Consider the following 21,664-nt stretch of genomic DNA (forward strand, 5'->3'; position numbering starts at 1 on the left):
GACGGATAGTCCGGACGCGATGAGGTGGTCCACCCAGGCCTTGACGCTGCTGGGGGGTCCGAAGTTGTACAGCGGAAGTCCGAGCAGGACGGTGTCTGCTGCCTTGATCTCGTTGACCAGTTCTTCGGCGAGTGCCAACGTGGCGACCTGAGCCGGGTTGCGCTGCTCCGGCGGCACACGCACGGCCAGTCCACCGGCCGCGTCGAGGTGTGGGACGGGGTTGCTGCCCAGGTCCCGGTAGGTGAAGGTGCCTCGGGGGTGCGCGGTGCGCCAGACGTCCGCGGCGCGCGCGGTGAGCTTGCGGCTGACGGACCGGTTGCCCTGGATGCTCGAGTCGATGTGCAGGAGGTGCATCACTTCACTGCCCCTTCGTAGATGGTTTGTGCGACATCAACCATGTATAGCACACCGATCCATGGTGTGGGCGGGTACACTTGACGTATGGTTTCCGTTCCCGTGGTAAACGCTCCGGTGCATCGCTCCGGCGCGCTTCTCGACCACCTCGCGCGTCGCGTGCGAGTGCGTTCCGAGGCAGTGCTGACACCGCTGGGTCTGCGGCCGCGTCATCTGGTGGCGCTGACGGTGCTGCGGCATCGCGGCGACTGCACTCAGCAGTCGCTCGCCGCGACGCTGGAGATGGACGGGACCAACATTGTCGGCCTGCTCAACGAGCTCGAGGCCGGGAACCTGATCGAACGACGACGCTCGCCCGAGGATCGCCGCCGGCACATGGTCGAGCTCACCGACGCCGGCGCGAAGCAGCTCGCGAAGGCCGAATTCGCGCTCGCGGCGGTCGAGGACGAGGTGCTCGGCGCGCTCGACGAGAGTCAGCGCGAGATGCTGCACGCCCTGCTTCTGCAAGCGGCCCGTGGAGGGGAGACACGCTGCCCCACGGACGTCGACGCCTAGGTCGCTGGTCTCGAACGGGGTCCCGTGGCCGTTGACCTGGCTGTTGTTGTGTCGGCCGGTCGTTGTCGTGGATGAGCGCGGTCGATGGTTGGGCAGGTCACCGACGCTGTGGGGTCGGGTGGCCTGGTAGGACGCCTTCCAGGCGAGGCCGGTGTGTCGGGCGCAGCCGGCGGCCAGGTGGGCTTCGTAGTGGCCGACGGTGATAGAGCGGCCGTTCTGGCAGTACTGCGCCCGGTAGTCAGAGGGCCGGCGGCGCGAGCTACTTCTGGAGGGCCTGGCCTGGAATCTCGTCGGACGCTGACCTGCTAGGACGCACTGGGCGGACTCGGCAGGACAAGGTCTACTTGCCTGGTAAACAGGAGGTCAGGGGTTCGATCCCCTTGCCGGCTCCAAAGAATGTTCACATGGTCCCCGTTTGGCTTCGGCCGGATGGGGTTTGTGCGTTCGGGAGTATCTCGGTGAGTTGCGCCTGGACTGGTAGCGGCCGGACGGGGTGGGTTGGGGCTCGTCAGTGCCCTGATCGCATGCTCACTTGGGCTGTGTTGCCGTTTCCGAGGTCGAGCAGTAGACGCGCGAGAGTGGCGGCAATCCAGCTCTCGGCGTCCTGGCCAGACCAGCCCCGATCCTGGATGAGGGAACGGAAGACGTCGCCCGCCGGTCGATCTGGCCGCGCCCCTGCTCGCGGCCGGTTTGGGCGTGCCGTCGATCACCTACGGCACCGGACTACTGCTCGAACCCGAACTGCCGCCGCCATGGCCGGCTGGGTCGGGCCGCTGTGGCTGGCCGCCGGACTCGAGCCCGATGACAACGCGGGGCTCTATCGGTACGGCTACCTCGACCCGGTGCCGACCAGCCTGCAACCCACGCTTGGTCCGGCAGCCGGTTGCGCCCGTCCTGTCCGCCCCACCGTGCCCGGGTCTGCCGACGACGGCCTTCCCCCGTGGGCGGAACGACTCGGCAACCGCCCGGTGGTCTACGTGTCCCTCGGCACCGTCCCGATCTTCAACCAACCCGGGACTTTCTCCCCGATCCTGGAGGCCCTCGGCACCGAGGACATCGACGTAGTCGTCACCGTCGGGAACACCAATGACCCGGCCGAATTCGGACAACTCCCCGCCAATATCCACTTCGAACGGTGGCTGTCGCTGGCCGCGCTCCTCCCGCTGTGCGATGCCGTGGTCTGCCACGGCGGCGCCGGTACCACGCTGGCTCACGGCCTTCCCTTGGTATTGCTGCCCCGGGGCGCGGATCAGTTCCCCACCGCGGCAGCCTGCCGGCGTGCCGGAGCGGCTCAGGTGATCACTCCCCGGGAGGTCAGCGCCGACGCCATTCACAGCAGTGTCCACGCTGTCGTGAACAACAGCGACCATCGCGATGCGGCAGTGCGGCTACAGGAGGAGATCGAGACGATGCCGTCCGTCGAGTCGGCTGCGCGAGAACTGGTCGACATCGCCCTCAATGCGAAGCGGTTCGGCACCCCATCGACGAGATGGACGTCATAGTGGAGAAAGCAATGCAGATCTTCGAAAATGCCAGTCGGCAGTGTCAATGCAGCGATCCGGCGGGCGTGGTGAGGTCGGTGGTCGTGCTGAGGGCGGTGTCGACGAGCACGCCGAGGGCGTCGGCGCATCGGTCGACCGACAGACTCGGGGCGTCGGTTCCGGCGGCGGCCACGTGCTCTGGACTGTAGGGCACGTGGACGAAACCGCCGCGCACGTTGGGGAACCCGGTGGCCAGTAGGTGCATCAGGCCGTAGAACACGTGGTTGCACACGTACGTCCCGGCGGTGTGGGAGACTGACGCCGGGACGCCCTCCGCTCGGATCGCCGCTGCGCACGCTTTGACGGGCAAGGTGCTGAAGTAGCCGACCGGGCCGTCCGGGACGACGGGGGTGTCGATCGGTTGCGCGCCCACGTTATCGGGGGATGCGCGCGTCGGCGAGGTTGACGGCGACGCGTTCCAGTGAGACGCCGGGGCGGCCGCCCGCTTGACCGACGCAGACGACGAGGTCTGGCCGGTGTTCGCCGATCGCCGGGTGGAGCGCGGGCAGTGAGGCGGCGAACTCGCAGGGTAGTTGGACGGCGATGATCGGCCGGCGTGTCGCGAGCAGGGAAACCGCCTGTCAGGAGGGATTTACCCGCTCAACACCGAAAGGGGTGAACCCGGTCATCAGGATACGACGCATATGCGCGAGTATGCCCGCGCGCGGCCGAGGCGTGGGGTACCGTCCCCCGATGAATCCCACCGCTTCCTCGGTACGTAAGTCCGCGCGCAGAGTGGTCGGAAGAGGTCTGCACAAGGTGGCGAGGAAGTTCAGCGACCCGTACGTCGAGGAGCTGAACCGGATCGCCGCCGAACTCCGCGAGGAGATCGTCCGGCAGGGAGACCGCTGCCTGGACCGCGTCGTCGAATTCGAAATCCGCACCCGACGCGACATGATCTACGCCGGCGACCTCGAGGCGGCCGCGGAGAGCAACCGGTTCGCGTCCGAGTTCCTCCGTAGCGCCACACCCTTCGCCCGGCCCCAGGAGACCTTGGCCAACGCGCTCCTCCTCGCGCCGGCCGGCGGGATGGCACTGGAATTCGGCGTCGCCACCGGGAACACGCTGCGAGTGATCGCGGAGTCCCGGGGTGGCAAAGGCGTCTTCGGATTCGACTGGTTCCAGGGGCTGCCCGAGGACTGGATCAACGGGATGCCCGCCGGGTCGTTCGCCAGGCCCGACCCGCCCGACGTCCCCGGAGCGGAACTGGTGGTGGGCCTGTTCGCCGACAGCCTCCCTGGCTTCCTCGACACCCACCCCGGGGACGTGTACTTCCTGCACGTCGACGGCGATCTGTACAGCTCGGCCAAGACCGTGCTCGACCTGGTGGGGCCGCGGCTGCGCCCGGGCAGCATCGTGCACTTCGACGAGTTCTTCAACTACCCGGGCTGGCAGCAGCACGAGCACAAGGCCTGGCTGGAGTACGTCGAGCGGACCGGTGTCGAATTCGAGTACGTGGCCTACACCTACGCCGACAACCAGGTGACCGTGCGCATCGGCGGCTGACTTCTCAGCCCATGGCGTCCTTGGCGGCGAAGTTCGTCGTGGGCAACCCGGTGGACTTGGTGCCGGTGGTGCTCGTCCTCGTCGCGTTGCACCGAGGGCTGCTGCTTTCGCAGTTTCAGCTGCTGTCGCGGACCGACGGCAAGACGGGACTGTCCACCGCGCGATGGTGGCAGCAGATCGCCGAGAAGATCTTCAGCACGGCGCGCGGCAGGGGCGCGACGATGGGTGTGCTGATCATCGACATCGATGACTTCAAAGGCGTCAACGACCGCTACGGCCACCTGGTCGGTGATCGGGTGCTGCGGGCGGTCGCCGAGGAGATCCAAGGCGAGATCCGCGGCCAGGACGTGTGCGGCCGGTGGGGCGGGGAAGAATTCGTCGTCGCGATCGCCGATGTCGGCACTCGGGGCAACCTGTTCGCCGTGGCCGAGCGGATCCGGTTGCGGGTGCGGGGCCTGCGCATCGCCGACGTCCCTGGCGACGAGTCGGCTGAGGTGACGACGACGGTCTCGATTGGTGGCGTGTGCTATCCGTCTCCCGGCCTGGACAGCGTCGACGATCTTGTCCGTATCGCCGACAACGCGTTGTACCGGGCCAAAAAGTCGGGGCGTGACCAGGTCCGGCTGGTCGACGGGAACCCGCCGCTCGGGCGGGACCACCCCGCTTTCGTCGAACCCCCGCTCGGGTAGTCACGGTCATCCACGGCAGGGCGTCCTCCACACGTTGACATGTGACCTTTTAGTCACCTATCCTCGCTTAGTGACCGACGACGACCTGATCTTCAAGGCGCTCGCCGACTCGACCCGCCGCTTCCTGCTCGACCTGCTGTTCACGCGTGACGGACGCACGCTCACCGAACTGGAGTCGGGTCTGGAGATGACCCGATTCGGGGTCATGAAACATCTGCGGGTGCTCGAGGAGGCGGGGCTGGTCGTCACCCGGAAGTCGGGCCGCGAGAAGTTGCACTTCCTGAACCCGGTCCCCATCCGGCTGATCCACGACCGCTGGATCGACAAATACACCGCGGCACAGGTGTCCGCGCTGGCCGAGCTGAAAGCCCAATTGGAGGAAGAGCCATGACCGACACGAAGACCACGCAGGTTTTCCGCGTCTACATCAAAGCCACGCCGCAGGCGATCTGGGACGCGATCGTGAAGCCCGAGTGGACGGCGAAATACGGCTACGGCGGCAACGTCGAGTTCGACCTGCGCCCGGGTGGCAAGTTCGCCATCTTCGCCACCGACGAGATCAAGAAGTCCGCGGCCGACCAGGGCTACCACCTGCCGGACCTGATGGTCGACGGCGAGGTCATCGAGGCGGACCCGCCGCGCAAACTCGTCCAGACCTGGCGGATGGCGATGGACCCGGGGGCGAAGGCCGAGGGCTTCACCCAGCTCACCTACGAGATCACCGAGACCCAGGGAAGCGGCACCAAGCTGACCGTGATCCACGAAACCGGCGAAGCCAAGAGCGTCGCGGCCATGATCGAGGGCGCCGGCGACTCCCAGAGCGGTGGCGGCGGCTGGCCGTGGATCCTCAGCGACCTCAAGACGTTGCTGGAATCAGGCACCGCCCTCGTCGACCACTGACGCCCCGGCCCGGCCCTGTGGACGCTGCGCAAAAGACCCCTCGGGGCCACCCTGATGGCTTCTAACGCCACAAGGGTGGCCCCGAGGGGTCCTGAACACGAGCCGGACTACATGTTCTTGGCGCCGGCTTTGATGGCGTCGCGGATGCGGGAGTAGGTGCCGCAGCGGCAGATGTTCCGGATCTCGTCGAGGTCGGCGTCGCCGATCTCGTGTCCGGCGGCCCTGGCCTGCTTGACTTTCGCCACCGCGGCCATGATCTGGCCCGGCTGGCAGTAGCCGCACTGCGCGACGTCGATCTCCAGCCAGGCTTCCTGCATCGGGTGCAGGTCCTTGCCGACGGTCGCCGGCAGGCCTTCGATCGTGGTCACCTCGTCGGTGGCGTTGATCTTCGACACCGGCACCGAGCAGGGGTTGAACGCCTTGCCGTTGATGTGCGAGGTGCAGGCCTTGCAGACGTCCAGTCCGCAGCCGTACTTCGGGCCGGTGACGCCGAGCATGTCCCGCAGGACCCACAACAGGCGAACGTCGTCCTCGGCTTCGACGGTGACCTGCTTGCCGTTGAGTTTGAAGGTGTGGCTTGGCACGGAAGGCTCCTTAGAAAGCGTGGTCGAGGCCGTCGGTCGGCGATTGCGGGGTCGACGGCTCGGTCGGGTAAGGCTCGAAGCTGAGCGTGCCGTGGTTGATCGGGAAGGTGGTCGGCATCGTCCCGGTTGCTCGCGCGTAGGCACACGCGACGGCGGCGAACGACGGGGCGACACCGAGTTCACCGGCACCACTGGGCTCACCGGTGGTGGGCGGCATGATGACGACCTGAATCTCCAGCGGCGTGTTCCACTGTCGCGTGTAGAAGTAGTTGTCCCAGCTGCCTTCCAGCGGGATACCGTCCTTCATGTGCAGGCTGGACGTCAGCGCGAGCGCGATACCGTCGTTCATCCCGCCGATCATCTGCGCTTCGAGCCCGCGCGGGTTGAGCGCAAACCCCGCGTCGACCACGATCAGTGCCTTGGTCACGCGCGGCCCGGTGACACCGTCGGTGACCTTGCGGTTCACCGTCTCGGGCCGGCAGTCGAGTTCGACCAGGCAAGCGATCGCGCCGCGATACTCCGAGTGCAGCCCGATGCCCTGCGCGACCCCGGCCGGCAGCGATTTGCCCCACTGCCCGACCTGGACGGCCTTTTCCATACACGCCTTGAGCCGGTCGTCCTTGAGGAACTCGCGGCGGAACACCACCGGGTCCTTGCCCATCTTCTTGGCGAGCTGGTCGGTGATGAGCTCCTGGGCGCACACCACGTTCGGCGAGTAGATGTTGCGCATGCTGCCGGTGTTGTACTTCAGCGGCGACTCCATCAGGAGCTGCGTGGTGATCCCGTAGTTGTAGGGAACCGACTGGGTCAGCTCGAAAATCGACTCAGCGAAGCTCAGGTTCCCGGCGATCGGCAGGTGCGCCGCGGTCGCGGTGATCATCTCGCCGAGCCCGTGCCCGAAGTCGGTCTCCACGCTGGTGTGCCGCTGCTCGTAGCTGACGACGTTGCCCAGCAGGTACGTCGCGCGAACCCGTGACGTGCACATCGGGTGGACGCGGCCCTGGCGGAAGTCGTCGGTCCGCGACCACATCAGCTTGACGGGCTTCTTCATCTTCTGCGAGATCTCGGCCGCTTCGGCCGCGACGTCGTGGAAGAGGTGGCGGCCGAACGAGCCGCCGCCCTGTGCCACGTGCACCTTGACCGCGCTGATCGGCAGGCCCAGGTTGGCGGCGATCGCCTCCTGCGCGACGATCGGCACCTTCAGGCTCGACCAGATCTCCGCGCTGTCCGCCCGGACGTCGGCGATCGCGTTGTCCGGTTCGAGCGGCGCGTTGCTGGCGAAGGCGAAGGTGAACGACGTCTCGACGTACTGGGTCAGCAGCGGCGGCACCACCATCGGCAGTTCGGCCGCCTTCAGCGCCTTCGCCACGGTGGCGTCGGACTGGCCGTCGACCGTGCCCCCGCCCCAAATCACTTTGAGCGCACGGATCCCGTCGACACACTGCCCGAAGGTCGCGGCGCGCACAGCGACGCCGTTGGCGATGATCGCGACGTCGGTGACGCCGGGCATCGCCTTCACCGCGGCGAGGTTCGAGACGGACTTCACCGTGCCGTTGATGGTCGGCGGGCGGCGGACCATCGTCGGCAGCGCGTTCGGCACCTTTATGTCCATGCCGTAGGTCTTGCGGCCGGTGACGATGTCGTGCGCGTCGATGCGGTTCTGCGGCGTGCCGAGGATCTTGAAGTCGGCCTGCTTCTTCAGCGGCGCGGAGATGACGGTCGTGACCAGCGCGGCCGCGGCCTCGGTCAGCGAGCCGAAGCTCAACGTCTGGCCGTTGGGGTGCACGACGAAACCGTTGCGGGTGCTCAGGTTCGCGGCGGGGGTGCTCCACTTCTTCGCCGCGGCCGCGACGAGCTGCTGCCGCGCGATCGCCGCCGCCGTGCGGATCGGCGTGTACATGCTGCGGACCGAGTTCGACCCGCCGGTGAGCTGGTTCATCAGCAACTCCGGCCTGGCGTCGGCCAGGGTGACGACGACCTTGCTCAGCGGCAGGTCCATCTCCTCGGCGATCATCATCGCGGTGACCGTGGTGATGCCCTGGCCGACTTCGGCGCGGGGCAGCGCGAAGTGGGCGACGCCGGCGGTGTCCACCTGGACGCCGATCAGCCCGGACGTCGGGAGCGCGGCTAGGTTCTGCAGGTCACCGAGGTCGAAGAGATCGGCGGGCTGGGGAATCGACGGGATGGCCGCGCCGGCCTCCTGCGGGGAGGCGGACTGCAGTCCCCACTGGACGCCCACGGCGAGTGTCGGCGCAGCGATCAGATATCCCAGGAACCGGCGGCGCCCGAGGCCGCTCGAATCCGGGTCCGGAGCTTTTGGCGAACGTCGGTGTTCTGCCATGGAGGGTCCTCTCGACGAACGCGGACGGACGGAGCCGCCCGAGCAGCTAACTGGTGTGTTTCGCGCGGTCGCGGTGGGGGTGCGCGTGACCTTGTGTCGCGGAGTGTGTCACGAGACACACGCACCGTGCCATGACCAACGCGCCTACATTTGGCCTAGCGCCGCTGTGCACTCTGCCCAATCCGCCCAGCCGCAAGATCAAGTTGGACGTGCGGGGTCAGGCCAGGGGGCCGGGGGCCAGGAGCCAGGAGGCTCGCAGCGCGAGGGAGAGTTCCAGGTGGGGCGCGACGTTGGCGAAGTCGTGCCCGGTGACCTCGTGGATCCTGTGCAGCCTGTTGATCACCGTGTTGCGGTGGCAGTGCACGAGCTCGGCCGTGCGGGTGGTCGAACCGGCCGTCGCGACCCACGCTTCGAGGGTGTCGAGCAGCAGCCTCCGCTCGGCCACCGGCACCCGCAGCAAGGGGCCGAGCCACAGCAGGACCAGCCGCTCGGCCAGCTCCGGCGAGCCGAGCAGCAGCGCCTCTGGCAGCCGGGCTTCCAGCGCCACGACCTCGATGCGGCCGGGTACCACCGTGCGTCGCGCGAGGAGTGCCTGCCGGTACGCGACGTCGATCCCGGCGAGCCCGTCGACGACCAGCGACACTCCCGCTGTCGTGTCCAGCGAGTCCCTGAGCGTGTGCAGCGTTGTGCCCAGTGTCGGTTCGGCCAGTGCGAGCAGCCCGACCAGCGTGTTGGCTCGCACTTGCCATGCCGACTGGACGCCGTCGGCGGTCAGCCGCTCGCCGAGGTGGTCCGCGATGCCCTCGTCCTCGGCGCGCAGGTCGATCGCCACGACGACGTAGGGTCCGTCCACCGGGACGCCGACGATCCGCGCGGCTTCGTGGGCGAACGCGAGGTCCTTCGCGCGGCCCTGCAGCAGCCCTTCCCAGAGCATCGCGCGCCGGCGTTCGTCGGCGCGGACGAGCTGACGTTCCGCTGCGTGATACGCGAAAGCGACCTGCGCGGAGATCGCGTCGACGACCTCCCACACTCGCGTCGCGACGTCGAGCAGCCCGTCGGTGTCGACCGTGTCGTCCTCGCGAGCCTGGTCGATCAGGGCTTCCCAGACCAGCCGCCCGCCGAGCCGGAACGACCGCAGGACGTCGTCGAGCGGCATCCGCTGCTCGGCGCGGCGCTGACCGGTCGCGCGCGCCGCGTCGTAGTAGCGCTCGCGCGCGGTCTCCGGGACCTCCTGGCCGGCCGTGCCGGAGATCAGTTCGAGGACGCGGGTGACGTTGTCATGGCAGGACTTCCACAGGTCGTCGCGGCTGACGACCTTCACCCGGCGGTAGCCGGGATTCTGCTCCTGGATCGTGCGCACCATGACGTCGGTCAGCGCCGGCACCCGCAGCAGCACACTCGCCGCGAGTGACTCCGCGATCAGCCCACTCGGTAGGTCGCCCATAGTCGCCTGATGCTAGTACCCGTGATGGCAAGAAAGCCGCGAAGCGCCTCCACCCGGGTGGAGCGGATGTACCTCGCGCTACGCCAGGACACCCTGGCCGGACGGCAGGCGTCAGGAAGTCGCCTGCCGTTCGCCGAGCTCTGCGCCCGGTACGACGTGAGCATGGGGGTGGCCAGGGAGGCGCTGTCGCGGCTGACCGCCGAGGGCTTGGTTCAGTCTGAGCCGCAGCTGGGCTTCCGCACCACGCCCATCTCCGCCGAGGACCTCGTGCACCTGACCGACGCCCGGTGCGCGATCGAATCGCTCGTGTTGCGCGAAGCCCTCAAACGCGGGGGCGTGCGGTGGGACGCCGTTTGCCCGGGCCGCGACGGCTGACGAGCGGGAGCACGCGACACCAGCCGCAATGAAGAATCCATGAAGGCTTGGTTCGCCTTCGATGAAATCAAGATCGGATCGGCTCAGCACGGCTTCTTCATCACTTCTTGATCGACGCCGACCTAGCGTGGTTTCCAATCCGACGCGGGATTTGTCGTTGAGGTGACCGTGCCCACCCGGCGGGGTGACAGGGAATTGTCGCGAACCGATGGGGAAAGGCCGGTCGATGAACCAGAGCACGCTGTCCGAGGTCTGGACGCCGATGACCGCAGCGGATCGGGACGCCTTCGAGCGGGACGGCTACCTGGTCGTTCGCGGTGCGGTCGGCTGTCAGTGAATGTGGGACTCGTCGGCCTGAACGTGGAACTCGCCAGGCCGGAGTGTGGGACTCGCCGATGTGCTGTGCGAGTCCCACGTTCAGCGAGGGCGAGTTCCACAGTCAGACCGACGAGTCCCACACCCAGCTCCGGACACCGGCATTCGCCGTACACCGCCCGTCCCAGCCCTTGTCGCGGTAATACGCAGCGAGTCCACAGCAACCAGCACCCACATATACGACCGAAGAGCCACAAAGGTGTTGCGCTGCATCAGCTCAGCGCGGTCAAGTGCTGCCCGGACTTGGCGGGGCTGCTCGACCACCCGGCGGTTTTCCCTTTGTCTGGTCGATCCTCGGCTGGAACGTGCATGTTTATGGTTCTTCGAAAACTTCGGTCTGGGTGACGTCGTCGACGTGACCAACTCCGGCGGCCCCGCGCTGCCACTGGACGACCTCTACGGCGACTGGTCGAAGTCGTGGACCGACTGGCAGGCCGGCAGTGCCATCAAGTGAGCCGGCTCACCTCTCCAGCGTCGCACTTTGGCGCTTTTGTGGGGTCTCTTAGTTTTTAAGAGATCGCAAGTCGCCGTCGAGTTGCGGTGGCGGAAGGCTCGTTTCCGGGGAGTCTACGGGTGGCGGACGACTACATTGCGAAGGTGATCGACGACGAGCCGACGGTGTTCATCCCGCGTGACCGTGGGCTGCCGATCGGCGTGCGGTGGCCGACGAACGACCCCGACGTGCGGCGCCCGTACTCGGAGCTCGCCAGCACGGTCGTGTTTTCGGCCGTCACGGTCGGTGGCCCGGCGCCCGCTCAGTCGCTGGCGAAGTCGAGCGGCCGGATCGCGATCGCGTCGCTGACCAGCCGGATCACCGGGTTCGGGTGGAAGATCGCGCTGGTCATGGTGGTCGGCGCCGGCGCGGTCAACGACGCGTTCAACGTCGCCAACACGTTGCCCAACATCGTCTTCGAACTGCTGCTCGGCGGGGTGTTGTCGAGCGTGGTCGTGCCGCTGCTGGTGCGCTCGCACGACGACCCGGACGGGGGCCAGGCGTACGCCCAGCGGCTGATCACGATGGCGCTGGTGCTGCTCGCGGTGGGCACGGTCGTGGCGGTGGCCGCGGCGCCCTGGTTCACCTCGCTGTATGTCGACAAATCGGCCAACCCGACGAGCCGGACGCTGACCACGGCCTTCGCGTACCTGCTGTTGCCACAGATCCTGTTCTACGGCATGTTCGCGCTGCTGTCGGCGATTTTGAACGCGAAGAACGTCTTCGGGCCACCGGCCTGGGCACCGGTGCTCAACAACCTGGTCGTCCTCGTCACGTTGGCCATGTTCTGGCTGGTGCCCGGCCAGATCTCGCTGAATCCGGCGCGGATGGGCGACGCTCACGTCCTCGTGCTCGGCTGCGGCGTGACCCTCGGCATCGTCGCGCAGGCGGTGACGCTCATTCCGCCGTTGCTGCGCAGCGGATTCCGGTTCAAATGGCGCTGGGGCATCGACCCGCGGATGAAGGAGTTCGCCGGCCTCGCCGCGTGGATCCTCGCCTACGTCGGCGTCAGCCAGGTGGGTTTGGTGGTCAACACCCGGGTGCTGACCGGCTGGGGCGTCGACGGGAGTGTCACCGCGTACACCTACGCGTGGCTGCTTTTCCAGCTGCCGTACGGCGTCATCGGAGTGTCGCTGCTGACGGCGTTGATGCCCCGCCTGAGTCGGGCGGCGGCGGACGGTGACACCGCGAAGATGGTCGGCGACCTGTCTTACGCGTCGCGGATTTCGACCGTGCTGCTGCTGCCGATCGCCGCGGTGCTCGCCGTTGGCGGCACACCGATCGGGATCGCCGTGTTCAGCCACAACGGGCTCGAAGCCGGAAATCGGCTCGGCGAGACGTTGGCGATCTCGGCGTTGGGCCTGTTGCCTTACGCGATGGTGTTGCTGCAGCTTCGCGTGTTCTACGCGATGAAGGACGCACGCACGCCGACGTTGATCGCGCTGGCGATGACCGCGGTGAAGATCCCGCTGCTGTACCTGTGCCCCGCGTTGCTCGGCCACGACCAGGTCGTACTCGGCGCGATGCTGGTCAACGCGCTGAGCTTCGTCGTCGGCGCTGTCCTCGGCCAGGTGTGGTTGTGGGTCAGGCTAGGGCATCTTCGCAGCCGGCGTGCGCTGCGCGTCGTCCTGTTCACGGCCGTCGCCGGTGGGGTCGGCGCACTCGCCGCGTACTTGGTCGGACTCGCGGTGCCCGGCTCGTTCGGTGCGCTGTGGCAGGCGTGGGTCCGGGTCCCGGTCGAGGGCCTGGTGGGCGTCGGCGTCGCGTTTGGCCTGCTCGCGGCGTCGCGGATGCGGGAGTTCGCGCCCGTCACCCGCCGGGTCACCGCTCTCTGGCGCCAAACCTTCGCAAGCTCGTGAGCGTTCCGGCCGGTTACTGCGCCCCTGCGGGACACCCGCACCGGGGCGTGCCGGAACGCTCACGAGCCCTACGAGGTGGGCGGAGGGGTGGTGGCCTGGTGCACGGTGAGGGCCCCGTCGGCGGCGCCGGTCTGCGCCCAGGTGCCGGACGAGGCAGTCCACGTCTGGCCGTCGAAACGGACCTGGTCGACATTGAAGCCGTCGGCGTGGGCGACGAGCCAGCTCGCGAGCTGCCAACCCCGCGTCGCCGCGTACTGGCCGGTGAGCTTCGACGTGCCGAGTTCGTCGCCGGCCGCTGACGCGAGGTCGGTGCCGGACGGGGTCATCACCAGGTTGTGGCAGGTCAGCGCGGCTTGGCGTTCACCGGTCAGCGCACCGGCGACGGCCCGGGCTTCGACCTCCCACTGCGCGTACGCCTCCGGTGCACCGGAGTGCTGGACGGCTTGGGCAGCTTCCGTGACGCTGATTGTCGTCCAGTTCGAGAGCTTGGAGAGCTTCTTGTAGAACGCCGTCGACGCGTACACCGGGTCCGCGACCTGTGTCGCCGTGCCCCAGCCCTGGCTCGGCCGCTGCTGGAACAGTCCGATGGAATCCCGGTCCCCACCAGGCAGGTTGCGGAGTTTCGACTCCTGCATCGCGGTGGCCAGCGCCACCGTGACCGCGTGGTCGGGCATGCCGAGCTTGAGTCCCACCGCGGCGATGGTGGCCGCGTTCCCGGCCTGGTCCGGGTCCAGCGTGTACTGAGTGGCCTTGCCGGTCGAATCCGGAGCGGCGGTGGCTACACAACCTGGGGCCGGGGTAGTGGTGTGCCGCAAGAACGTCCACGCCGTGATCCCGCCGGCCACCACAACCCCGACCGTCACCACACCGACCACCGCGCGCCGGACATTCCCCACTGTCGACCTCCTGTCCCACCAAGTTACAGCCAGCGATGTGTGGGCAGGGCGTGCTCAGTGTTCGGTAGGCGTTAAGCGTCTACTAAGGACTACAACCAACCGCGTTCCTGTGCGGTCCTGGCGGCGTGTGAACGGCTCTGCGCCGCCAGTTTCGCCATCGCCCCGGAGAGGTAGTTGCGGACCGTGCCCTCCGCGAGGTGCAGCCGGGCCGCGATCTCGGCGTTCGACGCGCCGGTGAGCACCTCGCGCAGCAGCTCCCGTTCCCGGTCGGTCAGCGGGTCGGCGTTGTCCCAGGCGGCGACGGCGAGCTCGGGTGCCACGACACGTTTTCCCGCATGCACTTGGCGTAGCGCGTCAGCCAGGTCGTCGATCGGGGCGTCCTTGAGCACGTAACCCGAGACGCCCGCGTCCAGCGCGCGACGCAGGTAGCCGCTGCGGGCGAACGTCGTCACGATCAGCACCCGCGTCGGGTCGCCGAGCCGGTGCAGCTCGGCGGCGACGTCCAAACCGGTGCGGCCGGGCATCTCGATGTCGGTGAGCAGCACGTCCGGGCGATGTTCGGCGACGGCTTCGAGCGCCTGGTTCCCGTCGGTCGCGGTGGCCACCACCTCGATGTCCGACTGCAGGTCGAGCAGCGACGCGAACGCGCCGAGCACCATGGTCTGGTCCTCGGCCAGCACGACCCGGATCACATCGCCACCTCCAGCGGTACCGCGATCGTCAGTGTCGTCCCGGCCACGGTGACCCGGTCCAGCCGGCCCCCCAACGCCGTCACGCGCTCGCGAATCCCGGTCAAACCGTTGCCCTCACGGGATTTCCCGCCGACGCCGTCATCCGAGATCCGCATTCGGAACTCGCCGTCGGCTCGGCCGATCTCGACCCGGCAGGTGCCCGCGCGAGTGTGCCGGGCGACGTTGGTGACGGCTTCGCGCAGCGCCAGCGCCAGCTCGTGTTCGGCGGACCCGACCAGCACGAGCCCTGGTTCGCGCTCGACGACCAGGTCGATCCCGAGACTGGACAACGTGCCGCGCGCGGATTCCAGTTCGGTTTCGAGGTTCGCCTGACGCCAGCCGGACAACGCGTTGCGGACCTGCGTCAACGCTTCGCGCGCGGTGCTCTCGATCTCGGCGGCCTCGGCGGCTGCCCTGGCCGGGTCGGCGACGATCAGCTGCGCCCGCATTACCACCGCGGTCAGCGAGTGCCCGAGCAGATCGTGCAGGTCACGGGCGATCCGCTCGCGTTCGGACATCGTCGCGAGGTGCTCGATCCGGGCGTTCCGCAGCCGCAGCTCGGTGGCATCACGGGCCCGGTCGGCCTCCTCGATCATCACCAGGCCGATGACCCACAAGAAGATCAGCGAAGGCGCCATGCTCACGAACCGCCACGGCACCGCCACGGGCGACACCAACGCCGACAGGATCAGCAACACGGTGAGCGCGGCGAACCAGCGGATCGCGTCCCGCCGGGTTTCGGTCCGGCCCGCCGAACCGGCGGCATACACGAGCAGGATCGCCGCGCCGGTGTTCAGCGGCATCGCGGCGACACTCAGCGCGGCGAGCGGGATCGTGCTGGCCCATCGCGCGTGCTCCGGCCATCGCTGGCCGACGAGGACCAGCGCCGCGCCGGCCGCGATGAGCGCGGCGGCGAGGTACCACCGCCACGGCCGCGTCGTCGGGTCGAAGACCGGCTGGAACACCATGATCAGCAGGTAGATCATGGTGATCCAGCGGAAAACCCGCTGCCAAGCGGTGCCGGCGGCGGGTGGTCCGGAGGGCTCGCAGTTTGTCATGGTCGCTGATGACGATAGGACATCGCGGCCAAAAGGCCGGTGATGACCGTCATTCCGGCCAGCACCAGGAGGTGCACCAGCACCGGACCACCGGTCAGCACGGCGAGCGCGAGGTGGCCGAGGTGGTAGGTCGGCAGGTACAAGGCCAGATGCTGGACAAACGGCGGCAGGATGCCGAGCGGCATCCACAGCCCGGCGAACACCGAAAGCGGCAGCAGGATCGCATTGAGGACGGCCGAGGTCGCGTTGGGGCTGGCCCAGAACCCGACGGCCAACCCGAGCAGCACGAACGGCAGCGAGCCGAGCAGCAGCACCGCGGCGACGGCGAGCAGCCTGCCGACCGGAGCGTCGAGCGTTCCGGTCAGCGCCGCGACGATCGACATCGCCACCAGCTCCGCGAGCGCGTAAGGCAGTGCGGCCAGCAGTTTCGCGACCAGCGTGATTCCGGTCGGCACCCCGGACACCTGTTTGGCTCGCAGCCAGCCGCGGTCGCGGTCGGACGCGACGCTGACGGCGGGGTTGAGCATCATCACCGACACCACCCCGAAGGCGCCGAAGGTGGCGACCATCGTCGTGCCGACGAAGTTCGTCGTCCCGGTGCTGGTCTGGTGCCCGAACAGCGACGCGAACAGCGCGAAGAAGCCCACCGGCATCAGGACCGAGAAGAACAGCGCCGCGGGTTCCCGCACGATCGCGCGGACGTCTTCGGCGACCTCGACGCGCAGTACCCGGATGTTCAGTGCCGTGTTCTGGGCCGTGGTGTGGGTGCTGATGGTTGTCATGCCGCTACTCCTGCCGTGGCCCCGCGAGTCAGCGCGACGACCGCCTCTTCCAGCCCGGCACCCTCGACCCGCAGGTCGGCGAGCCCGGGATCATCGACGAGCAGCACCCGCAGTAGCGCCTCGGGCGACCGGGTGGCGAGCCGCACGTGCTCGCCCTCCCGGTCGACCGAGACGACCCCCGGAAGGCGGAGCAACTGGGCATCGGACAGCCCGCTCCGCGCGGACACTGTGCGGTCCGGCAGCCGGTCGACCAGCGCTTCAGGCCGGTCGTCGGCCAGGATCCGGCCGTGGTCCAAGACGACGACGCGGTCGGCGACCGCGGCGGATTCTTCGATCAGGTGGGTGGTCACCAGCACCGCGGTGCCCTTGGCGCGCCGCTGTGCCAGCAGGTTCCAGAACTGGCGGCGAGCCGGGACGTCGAGCCCGACGGTCGGTTCGTCGAGCACGAGCAGCGCCGGCTCGGCGACCAGCGCCATCGCCAACTGCACACGCTGCCGTTGGCCTCCGGAGAGCTTCACGACCCGCTGCTTGACGAAGTCGGTCAGCCCGAGCTCCGCGATCACCGGACCGGCCGCACTCCGCCGGACCCCGGCGCGGATCGCGGCGCCGATCACCGCTTCGCCGACGCCCAGCGTGTTCGGGAACCCGAGCGACTGCTGCACCACCCCCAGCCGGCGTCGAGTCGCCGCGTGTCGTGGATCCCCGCCGGCCAACGTGATCTCTCCGGCCTGCCGTGCCAGCAAACCGATCGCGAGGTTCACCAGCGTCGTCTTCCCAGCTCCGTTCGGCCCGAGCAGCGCGACGCATTCCCCCGCCCGCACGTCGAGGTCGACCCCGGCCAGCGCGATCGTGTCACCGTAGTGGTGCTTCGCTCCCCGCACCCGGAGCACCGCGTCCGTCCCGTCCCCAGCTCGTTCCATGTCTCATACCGTGCTCTTGCTGGGCGGATGCCGGTAGTGAGCCGCAGTCACCACCCGGATATGACGAATGTCAACTGGGGCGACTGGCTGGCTACGCTGCCGTCGGGCGCCAGGACAGTGCGGGGTCGGGTCGGTCGACGAAGCCGAGCGAGCGGTAGAGGGGTTCGCCGTCGGGCGAGGCAGGGGAACTTCGAAAAAAGAAGTTCACCGACGAGGTTTGGAAGTGGCGGGGGCGGGGTACGAAGGGTCCAGACTTCACTGAATCGAAGCGCCGGCGGCTGCCTCCAAGGCCCGCCGGCGTTTCTACTTCCCGCAACTTTAGTTGCACCGGTCGCCCTCTTTTCGCGCTAGAAAAGCAATCCGCCAAGGGGGTTCGCTGTCCTCAGGTGCAATCGAGGTGGGGAGCTGCGATGATCCGAGCGGACGGTCTGGCGAAACGGTATGGGGGCACAACGGCGGTCGACGGCTTGTCGTTCGACCTGAAACCCGGGGTCGTCACGGGTTTCCTGGGGCCGAACGGGGCAGGCAAGTCCACCACCATGCGCATGATCCTCGGGCTGGACCGGCCCAGTGCCGGCTCGGTGACCGTCAACGGCAAGGCATACCGGGACCTGCCCGCGCCGATGCACGAGGTCGGCGCGTTGCTCGATCCCAAGGCCGTGCACGGCGGCCGGTCCGCGCGTAGCCACCTGACGTGGATCGCGCAGGCCGGCGGCATCGCGCGCAAGCGGGTCGACGAGGTGCTCGACGTCGTCGGGCTCACCGAGGTCGCGGGCAAGAAGGTCGGCGCGTTTTCCCTGGGTATGTACCAGCGGCTCGGCATCGCGACGGCTCTGCTGGGCGACCCGCCGGTGCTGATCCTCGACGAGCCCGTCAACGGCCTCGACCCCGAAGGCATCTACTGGATCCGCACGCTCATGCGGAAGCTGGCCGCCGAAGGCCGGACAGTGTTCGTCTCGAGCCATCTGATGAACGAGATGGAGGAGACGGCCGAGCACGTGCTCGTGATCGGCCGCGGCAAGCTCATCGCGGACATGCCGATCGCCGAACTGACCCGCGGCAGCGGGCGTAGCCACGTCCGGGTCGTCTCCCCGCAGGTCGCCGAGCTGGTCGAAGGGCTGCACGCGATCGGCGCGACCGTGACCGCCGAGGAGGACGGCGCGCTGCACGTCGTCGGCATGGACGCCCCGGAGATCGGGGATCTCGCGCGCGTCATGGGGGTCGGACTGCACGAGCTCACGCCCAAGCGCGCGAGCCTGGAAGCGGCGTTCATGGACATCACCCGTGACAGCGTCCAGTACTCCTCGGGCGCACCCGAAGTCGCCGAACCGTTGCGGGCACTCACGCCCGAAGGGAAGTGAAGACCATGAAACCGAGCCTGCTCGGCACTGTCGGTTCGGAATGGACCAAGCTCCGGACGGTCCGGTCTACCTGGTTGACGCTGGGGATCGCACTGGTGGTCAGCGTCGGGCTGTCCGTGCTGTTCACGTTCGCCGCCGCGTCGCAGTTCGACAAGCTCTCCGTGGACCAGCGGACGAACTTCGACGCGGCGGGCACCAGCCTGGTCGGGGTCAACCTGGGGCTGATCCTGTTCGCGGTGCTCGGTGTGCTGGTCGTTTCGGCCGAGTACGCGAGCGGGATGATGCAGCTGACGTTGTCCGTCACCCCGCGGCGTGCCCGCGTGCTGGTGGCGAAGGGTGCTGTCGTCATGGTGCTGTCGTTCGTCAGCGGTCTGGTCTACACGGCCATCGCTTTCTTTGCCGGACAGGCGGTTCTCCGGGGATATGGCGTTCCCAGCGCCGGGCTCGGCAGCCCCGGGGTCGTGCGCGGCCTGCTCGGCTGGGGCCTGGCCGTGGCGGCCTTCAGCCTGATCGCCATGTCGCTGGGCATCCTGCTGCGCAGCGCCGCCGGTGCCATCGCGACGTCGATCGGGCTGATCTTCGCGCCGGTCATCGTCAGCGGCCTGCTGCCGACCTGGGTGCGGCACAACATTCTGGCGTACCTGCCGGATTCCGCCGCGTCGAACCTGAGTTCCGCGCAGCTGGACCACACGTCGGCCACCTACCTCGCCCCCGGCGCGGCCTTCGCGATCTTGGCGGTTTGGGTGGGCGTACTGCTCATGACGGCGTATTCGGTCATGAAGAGCCGAGACTCCGGCTGATCTCGTAGTACGAGTGGACGGCGGGCTGGCCGGTGTAGTTCGGGCCGGCCCGCTCGTCCGCGCCGAGGTAGCGGAACGGAAAACCGACCGTCGCGTGCCCCTCGCGGCGTATACGCCGGTTGCGGGCGTCGTAGTCGAAACCGGTCTGACGCAACGCGGCGGACAGTCGCCGACCTCCCGGGGAACCGTCCGAGAGCCGTACGCCGGACGTGTCGAAGTTGGCGACGAACAGTCCGTCCGCGGCCAGCCAGGAAGCCGCTTTGGCGAGCGCGCCCAGCTTGTCCCCGATGTAGTGCAGGCCGTGGACGCAGGTGATCAGGTCGAAACTGTGCGTGGGTGTCCAGGTGGTGATCGACGTCGTCAGCAGGTCGACCTGCGCGGGGACGTCAGCGGTGAAGTACCCCGCGAGATCGACGCCGGTGATGGCCAACCCCGTCGCGTTCAGCGCTCGGGCAGCGTCGACGAGCGCCTTTCCACTGCCGCAGCACAGATCCAGCCAGCGGAACGTGCCCGCCTCGGCGAGCCTGGCCGTGATCAACGCGGCGATGTCGAGACCGAGAACCCGCGAATACCCGTCCCGTCCGGCCAGCCGGCGGGTTCGGTTCATCGCGTTGTTGGCCACCACGGAAGACCGCTCAAGACGCCCGTCACCGACCAGTTCCGCCACGCCCCGATCCTAGTGTGTTCCGTACCAGGGGGCCCCCGGTTCGACACTTCCCACCGCCATTTTGCCTAGGGCTTCCAGTAGGGGAATGGCGGTCTCGGGGCCGGGCAGGGCTGCCATCTCGTCGCGGATTCGCTCGGCGGCGTCGCGGTAGGACGGGACTTCGAGTACGTCGGACACCGTATCGCGCACGGTTTCCGACGCCACGCGGACGGCGTCGAGTACGCGGCCGACGCCGAGTGCGGCGCACCGTTCCGCGTTCTCCGGCTGGTCGGCGCCCATCGGGACCAGTACCAGTGGCAGGCCGTGCGCGAGGGCGCCCATCACGCTGCCCGATCCGCCGTGCGAGACGACGATGTCGCAGCGCGGCAACAGAAGCGACTGAGTGACGTACTGTTCGATGTGGACGTTCGCGGGCTGCGGCCCGAACTCGGCCGGGTCGATATGCGGTCCGACCGTGACGACGAGGTTCACCGGCAGCTCCCGTAGTCCATTGAGGACTCGCGGGAAGAGGTCCCCGGACTCGGTATTGAACACCGTGCCGAGGGTGAAGTAGACCGTCGGCACGTCGGTCAGGTCGTCGAGCCACCGCGGCGTGACTTCGCTCGTCGCCGGACCGGCGAGGTGCGTGCGGATCGAGTGCGCGGTGGCGGGGAGCGGAAAACCCGGATCCCGGAAGCTCGGCGGGAACGGCGACAGGACGAGGTGACGGCCGAGCATCTCGAGTTCGGGATCCGGCGCGAGCCCGTAGTCGGCCCGCAGATCGTTGAGCGGTTCCGCGACGGTTTCCTTGCGTACCAATGATCCCGCAGCGGTAACCTGCACGGAGGCGTGTGGCAGACCGAGGCTTTCGGCGACGACGACGCCCCCGAAGTCGACCTCTTCGCAGACGAGCAGGTCCGGTTTCCACTCGGCGCACACGGCGTTGATCAGGCCGGCGCGTTCCGGGGCCGTGCGGCGCGCGAAGCCCTCGCGGAGATCCCGCTGCTCGCGTTCGGCGTCCAACTCCAGCAGCGGACGTCGTTCGCGTGCGCCGAAAGTGTCACCACCGGTGGGGAAGAACCGGTGCCCGGCGTCGGAAACCATCCCGGCCAACGCCGGCTGTCCGGCGAACGCGACCGTGTGCCCGGCGGTTTCGGCAGTGTGCGCAATGGGGAGCAGCGGCTGGAGATGGCCGTTTCCGCCGGCGAACGTGAACAGAATGCGCACCGGAGGTCCTTTCGGGATGAGCGCGCAGGCTACCGCGGCGCGGCCCGGTAGCTCAACCGATTTCCCGGACGCTGTCGAGCAGTTCGCGCACCTGCGGCACGTGGTCGTAGAGGGTGACGACCTCGAACGTCGTCACCCAGAGCTTGCGGCCTTGGAACTGAAGTGAGCCGCGCAGGTGCGAAGTGGTTCCACGGCTTTGGCGACTAGCGTTAGGTTGCCTTGAAGGA

At 68.2% G+C, this 21,664-nt stretch carries 22 protein-coding genes and 1 pseudogene; 11 read left to right on the forward strand and 12 right to left on the reverse strand.

Annotated features, from left to right (window positions below):
- On the reverse strand, positions 1–357 hold a 357-nt coding region (locus tag JWQ81_RS10600; RefSeq protein WP_297540129.1), incomplete at its 3' end, for an NAD(P)H-dependent oxidoreductase.
- Positions 358–441: 84 nt separating this feature from the next.
- Between JWQ81_RS10600 and JWQ81_RS10605 the strand changes: the two genes are divergently transcribed.
- Both JWQ81_RS10605 and JWQ81_RS10610 read left to right on the forward strand, forming a co-directional pair.
- Positions 442–909 (forward strand): MarR family winged helix-turn-helix transcriptional regulator, encoded by a 468-nt coding sequence (locus JWQ81_RS10605; protein WP_297540131.1) that lies wholly within the window; start codon positions 442–444, stop codon positions 907–909.
- Between the two features lie 752 nt (positions 910–1,661).
- A complete protein-coding gene (locus JWQ81_RS10610) occupies positions 1,662–2,411 on the forward strand; it encodes a nucleotide disphospho-sugar-binding domain-containing protein (RefSeq protein ID WP_297540133.1) in 750 nt (249 codons plus the stop codon).
- Between the two features lie 43 nt (positions 2,412–2,454).
- Here JWQ81_RS10610 and pcp read toward each other — a convergent pair.
- Positions 2,455–3,094 (reverse strand): annotated as a pseudogene (pcp, locus tag JWQ81_RS10615) (pyroglutamyl-peptidase I).
- Positions 3,095–3,143: 49 nt separating this feature from the next.
- Here pcp and JWQ81_RS10620 point away from each other — a divergent pair.
- The 4 genes from JWQ81_RS10620 (at position 3,144) to JWQ81_RS10635 (ending at position 5,545) form a co-directional block, all read left to right on the forward strand.
- On the forward strand, positions 3,144–3,956 hold the full coding sequence (locus JWQ81_RS10620; protein ID WP_297540135.1) for a class I SAM-dependent methyltransferase: 813 nt from the start codon (positions 3,144–3,146) through the stop codon (positions 3,954–3,956).
- Between the two features lie 11 nt (positions 3,957–3,967).
- The gene (locus JWQ81_RS10625; RefSeq protein ID WP_297540137.1) at positions 3,968–4,645 is read left to right on the forward strand and encodes a GGDEF domain-containing protein; all 678 of its coding nucleotides are present in this window, start codon (positions 3,968–3,970) and stop codon (positions 4,643–4,645) included.
- Positions 4,646–4,715: 70 nt separating this feature from the next.
- Positions 4,716–5,036, forward strand: coding sequence for a metalloregulator ArsR/SmtB family transcription factor (locus tag JWQ81_RS10630; protein WP_297540139.1), 321 nt, complete (start codon positions 4,716–4,718; stop codon positions 5,034–5,036).
- On the forward strand, positions 5,033–5,545 hold the full coding sequence (locus JWQ81_RS10635) for an SRPBCC family protein (RefSeq protein WP_297540141.1): 513 nt from the start codon (positions 5,033–5,035) through the stop codon (positions 5,543–5,545). Before JWQ81_RS10630 ends, JWQ81_RS10635 begins: the two co-directional genes overlap by 4 nt.
- A gap of 107 nt (positions 5,546–5,652) precedes the next feature.
- Here the strand turns inward: JWQ81_RS10635 and JWQ81_RS10640 are convergent, their stop codons facing one another.
- From JWQ81_RS10640 to JWQ81_RS10650, 3 genes are all read right to left on the reverse strand, one after another.
- A complete protein-coding gene (locus tag JWQ81_RS10640) occupies positions 5,653–6,129 on the reverse strand; it encodes a (2Fe-2S)-binding protein (protein ID WP_297540143.1) in 477 nt (158 codons plus the stop codon).
- 10 nt (positions 6,130–6,139) lie between these two features.
- A complete protein-coding gene (locus JWQ81_RS10645; protein WP_297540144.1) occupies positions 6,140–8,470 on the reverse strand; it encodes a molybdopterin cofactor-binding domain-containing protein in 2,331 nt (776 codons plus the stop codon).
- Positions 8,471–8,687: 217 nt separating this feature from the next.
- Positions 8,688–9,914 (reverse strand): CdaR family transcriptional regulator, encoded by a 1,227-nt coding sequence (locus JWQ81_RS10650; protein ID WP_297540146.1) that lies wholly within the window; start codon positions 9,912–9,914, stop codon positions 8,688–8,690.
- A gap of 9 nt (positions 9,915–9,923) precedes the next feature.
- Here JWQ81_RS10650 and JWQ81_RS10655 point away from each other — a divergent pair, with 9 nt between their 5' ends.
- Together JWQ81_RS10655 and murJ are read left to right on the forward strand one after the other, a co-directional pair.
- Entirely contained in the window at positions 9,924–10,289 is a 366-nt protein-coding gene (locus JWQ81_RS10655; protein WP_297540148.1) for a GntR family transcriptional regulator, read from the forward strand.
- 948 nt (positions 10,290–11,237) lie between these two features.
- Entirely contained in the window at positions 11,238–13,016 is a 1,779-nt protein-coding gene (gene murJ / locus JWQ81_RS10660; RefSeq protein WP_297540150.1) for a murein biosynthesis integral membrane protein MurJ, read from the forward strand.
- A gap of 68 nt (positions 13,017–13,084) precedes the next feature.
- On the opposite strand, the gene JWQ81_RS10665 is transcribed toward murJ, so the two are convergent.
- The 5 genes from JWQ81_RS10665 to JWQ81_RS10685 all read right to left on the reverse strand — a co-directional run bounded on the left by JWQ81_RS10665 (position 13,085) and on the right by JWQ81_RS10685 (position 17,403).
- On the reverse strand, positions 13,085–13,912 hold the full coding sequence (locus JWQ81_RS10665) for a hypothetical protein (protein ID WP_297540152.1): 828 nt from the start codon (positions 13,910–13,912) through the stop codon (positions 13,085–13,087).
- Between the two features lie 89 nt (positions 13,913–14,001).
- The gene (locus tag JWQ81_RS10670; protein ID WP_297540154.1) at positions 14,002–14,604 is read right to left on the reverse strand and encodes a response regulator transcription factor; all 603 of its coding nucleotides are present in this window, start codon (positions 14,602–14,604) and stop codon (positions 14,002–14,004) included.
- Positions 14,601–15,701 (reverse strand): histidine kinase, encoded by a 1,101-nt coding sequence (locus tag JWQ81_RS10675; protein ID WP_297540156.1) that lies wholly within the window; start codon positions 15,699–15,701, stop codon positions 14,601–14,603. Before JWQ81_RS10675 ends, JWQ81_RS10670 begins: the two co-directional genes overlap by 4 nt.
- A complete protein-coding gene (locus tag JWQ81_RS10680; protein ID WP_297540158.1) occupies positions 15,698–16,483 on the reverse strand; it encodes an ABC transporter permease in 786 nt (261 codons plus the stop codon). The genes JWQ81_RS10675 and JWQ81_RS10680 overlap by 4 nt, the downstream gene beginning before the upstream one ends.
- Entirely contained in the window at positions 16,480–17,403 is a 924-nt protein-coding gene (locus JWQ81_RS10685; RefSeq protein ID WP_297540160.1) for an ABC transporter ATP-binding protein, read from the reverse strand. Before JWQ81_RS10685 ends, JWQ81_RS10680 begins: the two co-directional genes overlap by 4 nt.
- A gap of 410 nt (positions 17,404–17,813) precedes the next feature.
- Between JWQ81_RS10685 and JWQ81_RS10690 the strand changes: the two genes are divergently transcribed.
- Both JWQ81_RS10690 and JWQ81_RS10695 read left to right on the forward strand, forming a co-directional pair.
- Positions 17,814–18,764 (forward strand): ATP-binding cassette domain-containing protein, encoded by a 951-nt coding sequence (locus JWQ81_RS10690; protein WP_297540161.1) that lies wholly within the window; start codon positions 17,814–17,816, stop codon positions 18,762–18,764.
- Between the two features lie 5 nt (positions 18,765–18,769).
- Entirely contained in the window at positions 18,770–19,564 is a 795-nt protein-coding gene (locus tag JWQ81_RS10695; RefSeq protein WP_297540163.1) for an ABC transporter permease subunit, read from the forward strand.
- On the opposite strand, the gene JWQ81_RS10700 is transcribed toward JWQ81_RS10695, so the two are convergent.
- Together JWQ81_RS10700 and JWQ81_RS10705 are read right to left on the reverse strand one after the other, a co-directional pair.
- Positions 19,539–20,231, reverse strand: a complete 693-nt coding sequence (locus tag JWQ81_RS10700; RefSeq protein ID WP_297540165.1) for a methyltransferase domain-containing protein — start codon at positions 20,229–20,231, stop codon at positions 19,539–19,541. The genes JWQ81_RS10695 and JWQ81_RS10700 overlap by 26 nt on opposite strands.
- A gap of 9 nt (positions 20,232–20,240) precedes the next feature.
- Complete coding sequence (locus tag JWQ81_RS10705) at positions 20,241–21,437, reverse strand: glycosyltransferase (protein ID WP_297540167.1); 1,197 nt, start codon at positions 21,435–21,437, stop codon at positions 20,241–20,243.
- 16 nt (positions 21,438–21,453) lie between these two features.
- Here JWQ81_RS10705 and JWQ81_RS10710 point away from each other — a divergent pair, with 16 nt between their 5' ends.
- Positions 21,454–21,603, forward strand: coding sequence for a hypothetical protein (locus JWQ81_RS10710; protein WP_297540169.1), 150 nt, complete (start codon positions 21,454–21,456; stop codon positions 21,601–21,603).
- Positions 21,604–21,664 lie beyond the last annotated feature (61 nt).

Source organism: Amycolatopsis sp. (assembly GCF_025464955.1).
In the GTDB taxonomy this organism is placed as follows: domain Bacteria; phylum Actinomycetota; class Actinomycetes; order Mycobacteriales; family Pseudonocardiaceae; genus Amycolatopsis.

Excerpts from the sequence above, each read along its gene's own strand:
- JWQ81_RS10605 (WP_297540131.1), top strand. The coding sequence starts at position 442 with ATGGTTTCCGTTCCCGTGGTAAACGCTCCGGTGCATCGCTCCGGCGCG.
- JWQ81_RS10610 (WP_297540133.1), top strand. The coding sequence starts at position 1,662 with ATGGCCGGCTGGGTCGGGCCGCTGTGGCTGGCCGCCGGACTCGAGCCC.
- JWQ81_RS10620 (WP_297540135.1), top strand. The coding sequence starts at position 3,144 with ATGAATCCCACCGCTTCCTCGGTACGTAAGTCCGCGCGCAGAGTGGTC.
- JWQ81_RS10625 (WP_297540137.1), top strand. The coding sequence starts at position 3,968 with ATGGCGTCCTTGGCGGCGAAGTTCGTCGTGGGCAACCCGGTGGACTTG.
- JWQ81_RS10635 (WP_297540141.1), top strand. The coding sequence starts at position 5,033 with ATGACCGACACGAAGACCACGCAGGTTTTCCGCGTCTACATCAAAGCC.
- JWQ81_RS10645 (WP_297540144.1), bottom strand. The coding sequence starts at position 8,470 with ATGGCAGAACACCGACGTTCGCCAAAAGCTCCGGACCCGGATTCGAGC.
- JWQ81_RS10650 (WP_297540146.1), bottom strand. The coding sequence starts at position 9,914 with ATGGGCGACCTACCGAGTGGGCTGATCGCGGAGTCACTCGCGGCGAGT.
- JWQ81_RS10655 (WP_297540148.1), top strand. The coding sequence starts at position 9,924 with ATGCTAGTACCCGTGATGGCAAGAAAGCCGCGAAGCGCCTCCACCCGG.
- JWQ81_RS10675 (WP_297540156.1), bottom strand. The coding sequence starts at position 15,701 with ATGACAAACTGCGAGCCCTCCGGACCACCCGCCGCCGGCACCGCTTGG.
- JWQ81_RS10680 (WP_297540158.1), bottom strand. The coding sequence starts at position 16,483 with ATGACAACCATCAGCACCCACACCACGGCCCAGAACACGGCACTGAAC.
- JWQ81_RS10685 (WP_297540160.1), bottom strand. The coding sequence starts at position 17,403 with ATGGAACGAGCTGGGGACGGGACGGACGCGGTGCTCCGGGTGCGGGGA.
- JWQ81_RS10690 (WP_297540161.1), top strand. The coding sequence starts at position 17,814 with ATGATCCGAGCGGACGGTCTGGCGAAACGGTATGGGGGCACAACGGCG.
- JWQ81_RS10695 (WP_297540163.1), top strand. The coding sequence starts at position 18,770 with ATGAAACCGAGCCTGCTCGGCACTGTCGGTTCGGAATGGACCAAGCTC.
- JWQ81_RS10710 (WP_297540169.1), top strand. The coding sequence starts at position 21,454 with ATGAGCGCGCAGGCTACCGCGGCGCGGCCCGGTAGCTCAACCGATTTC.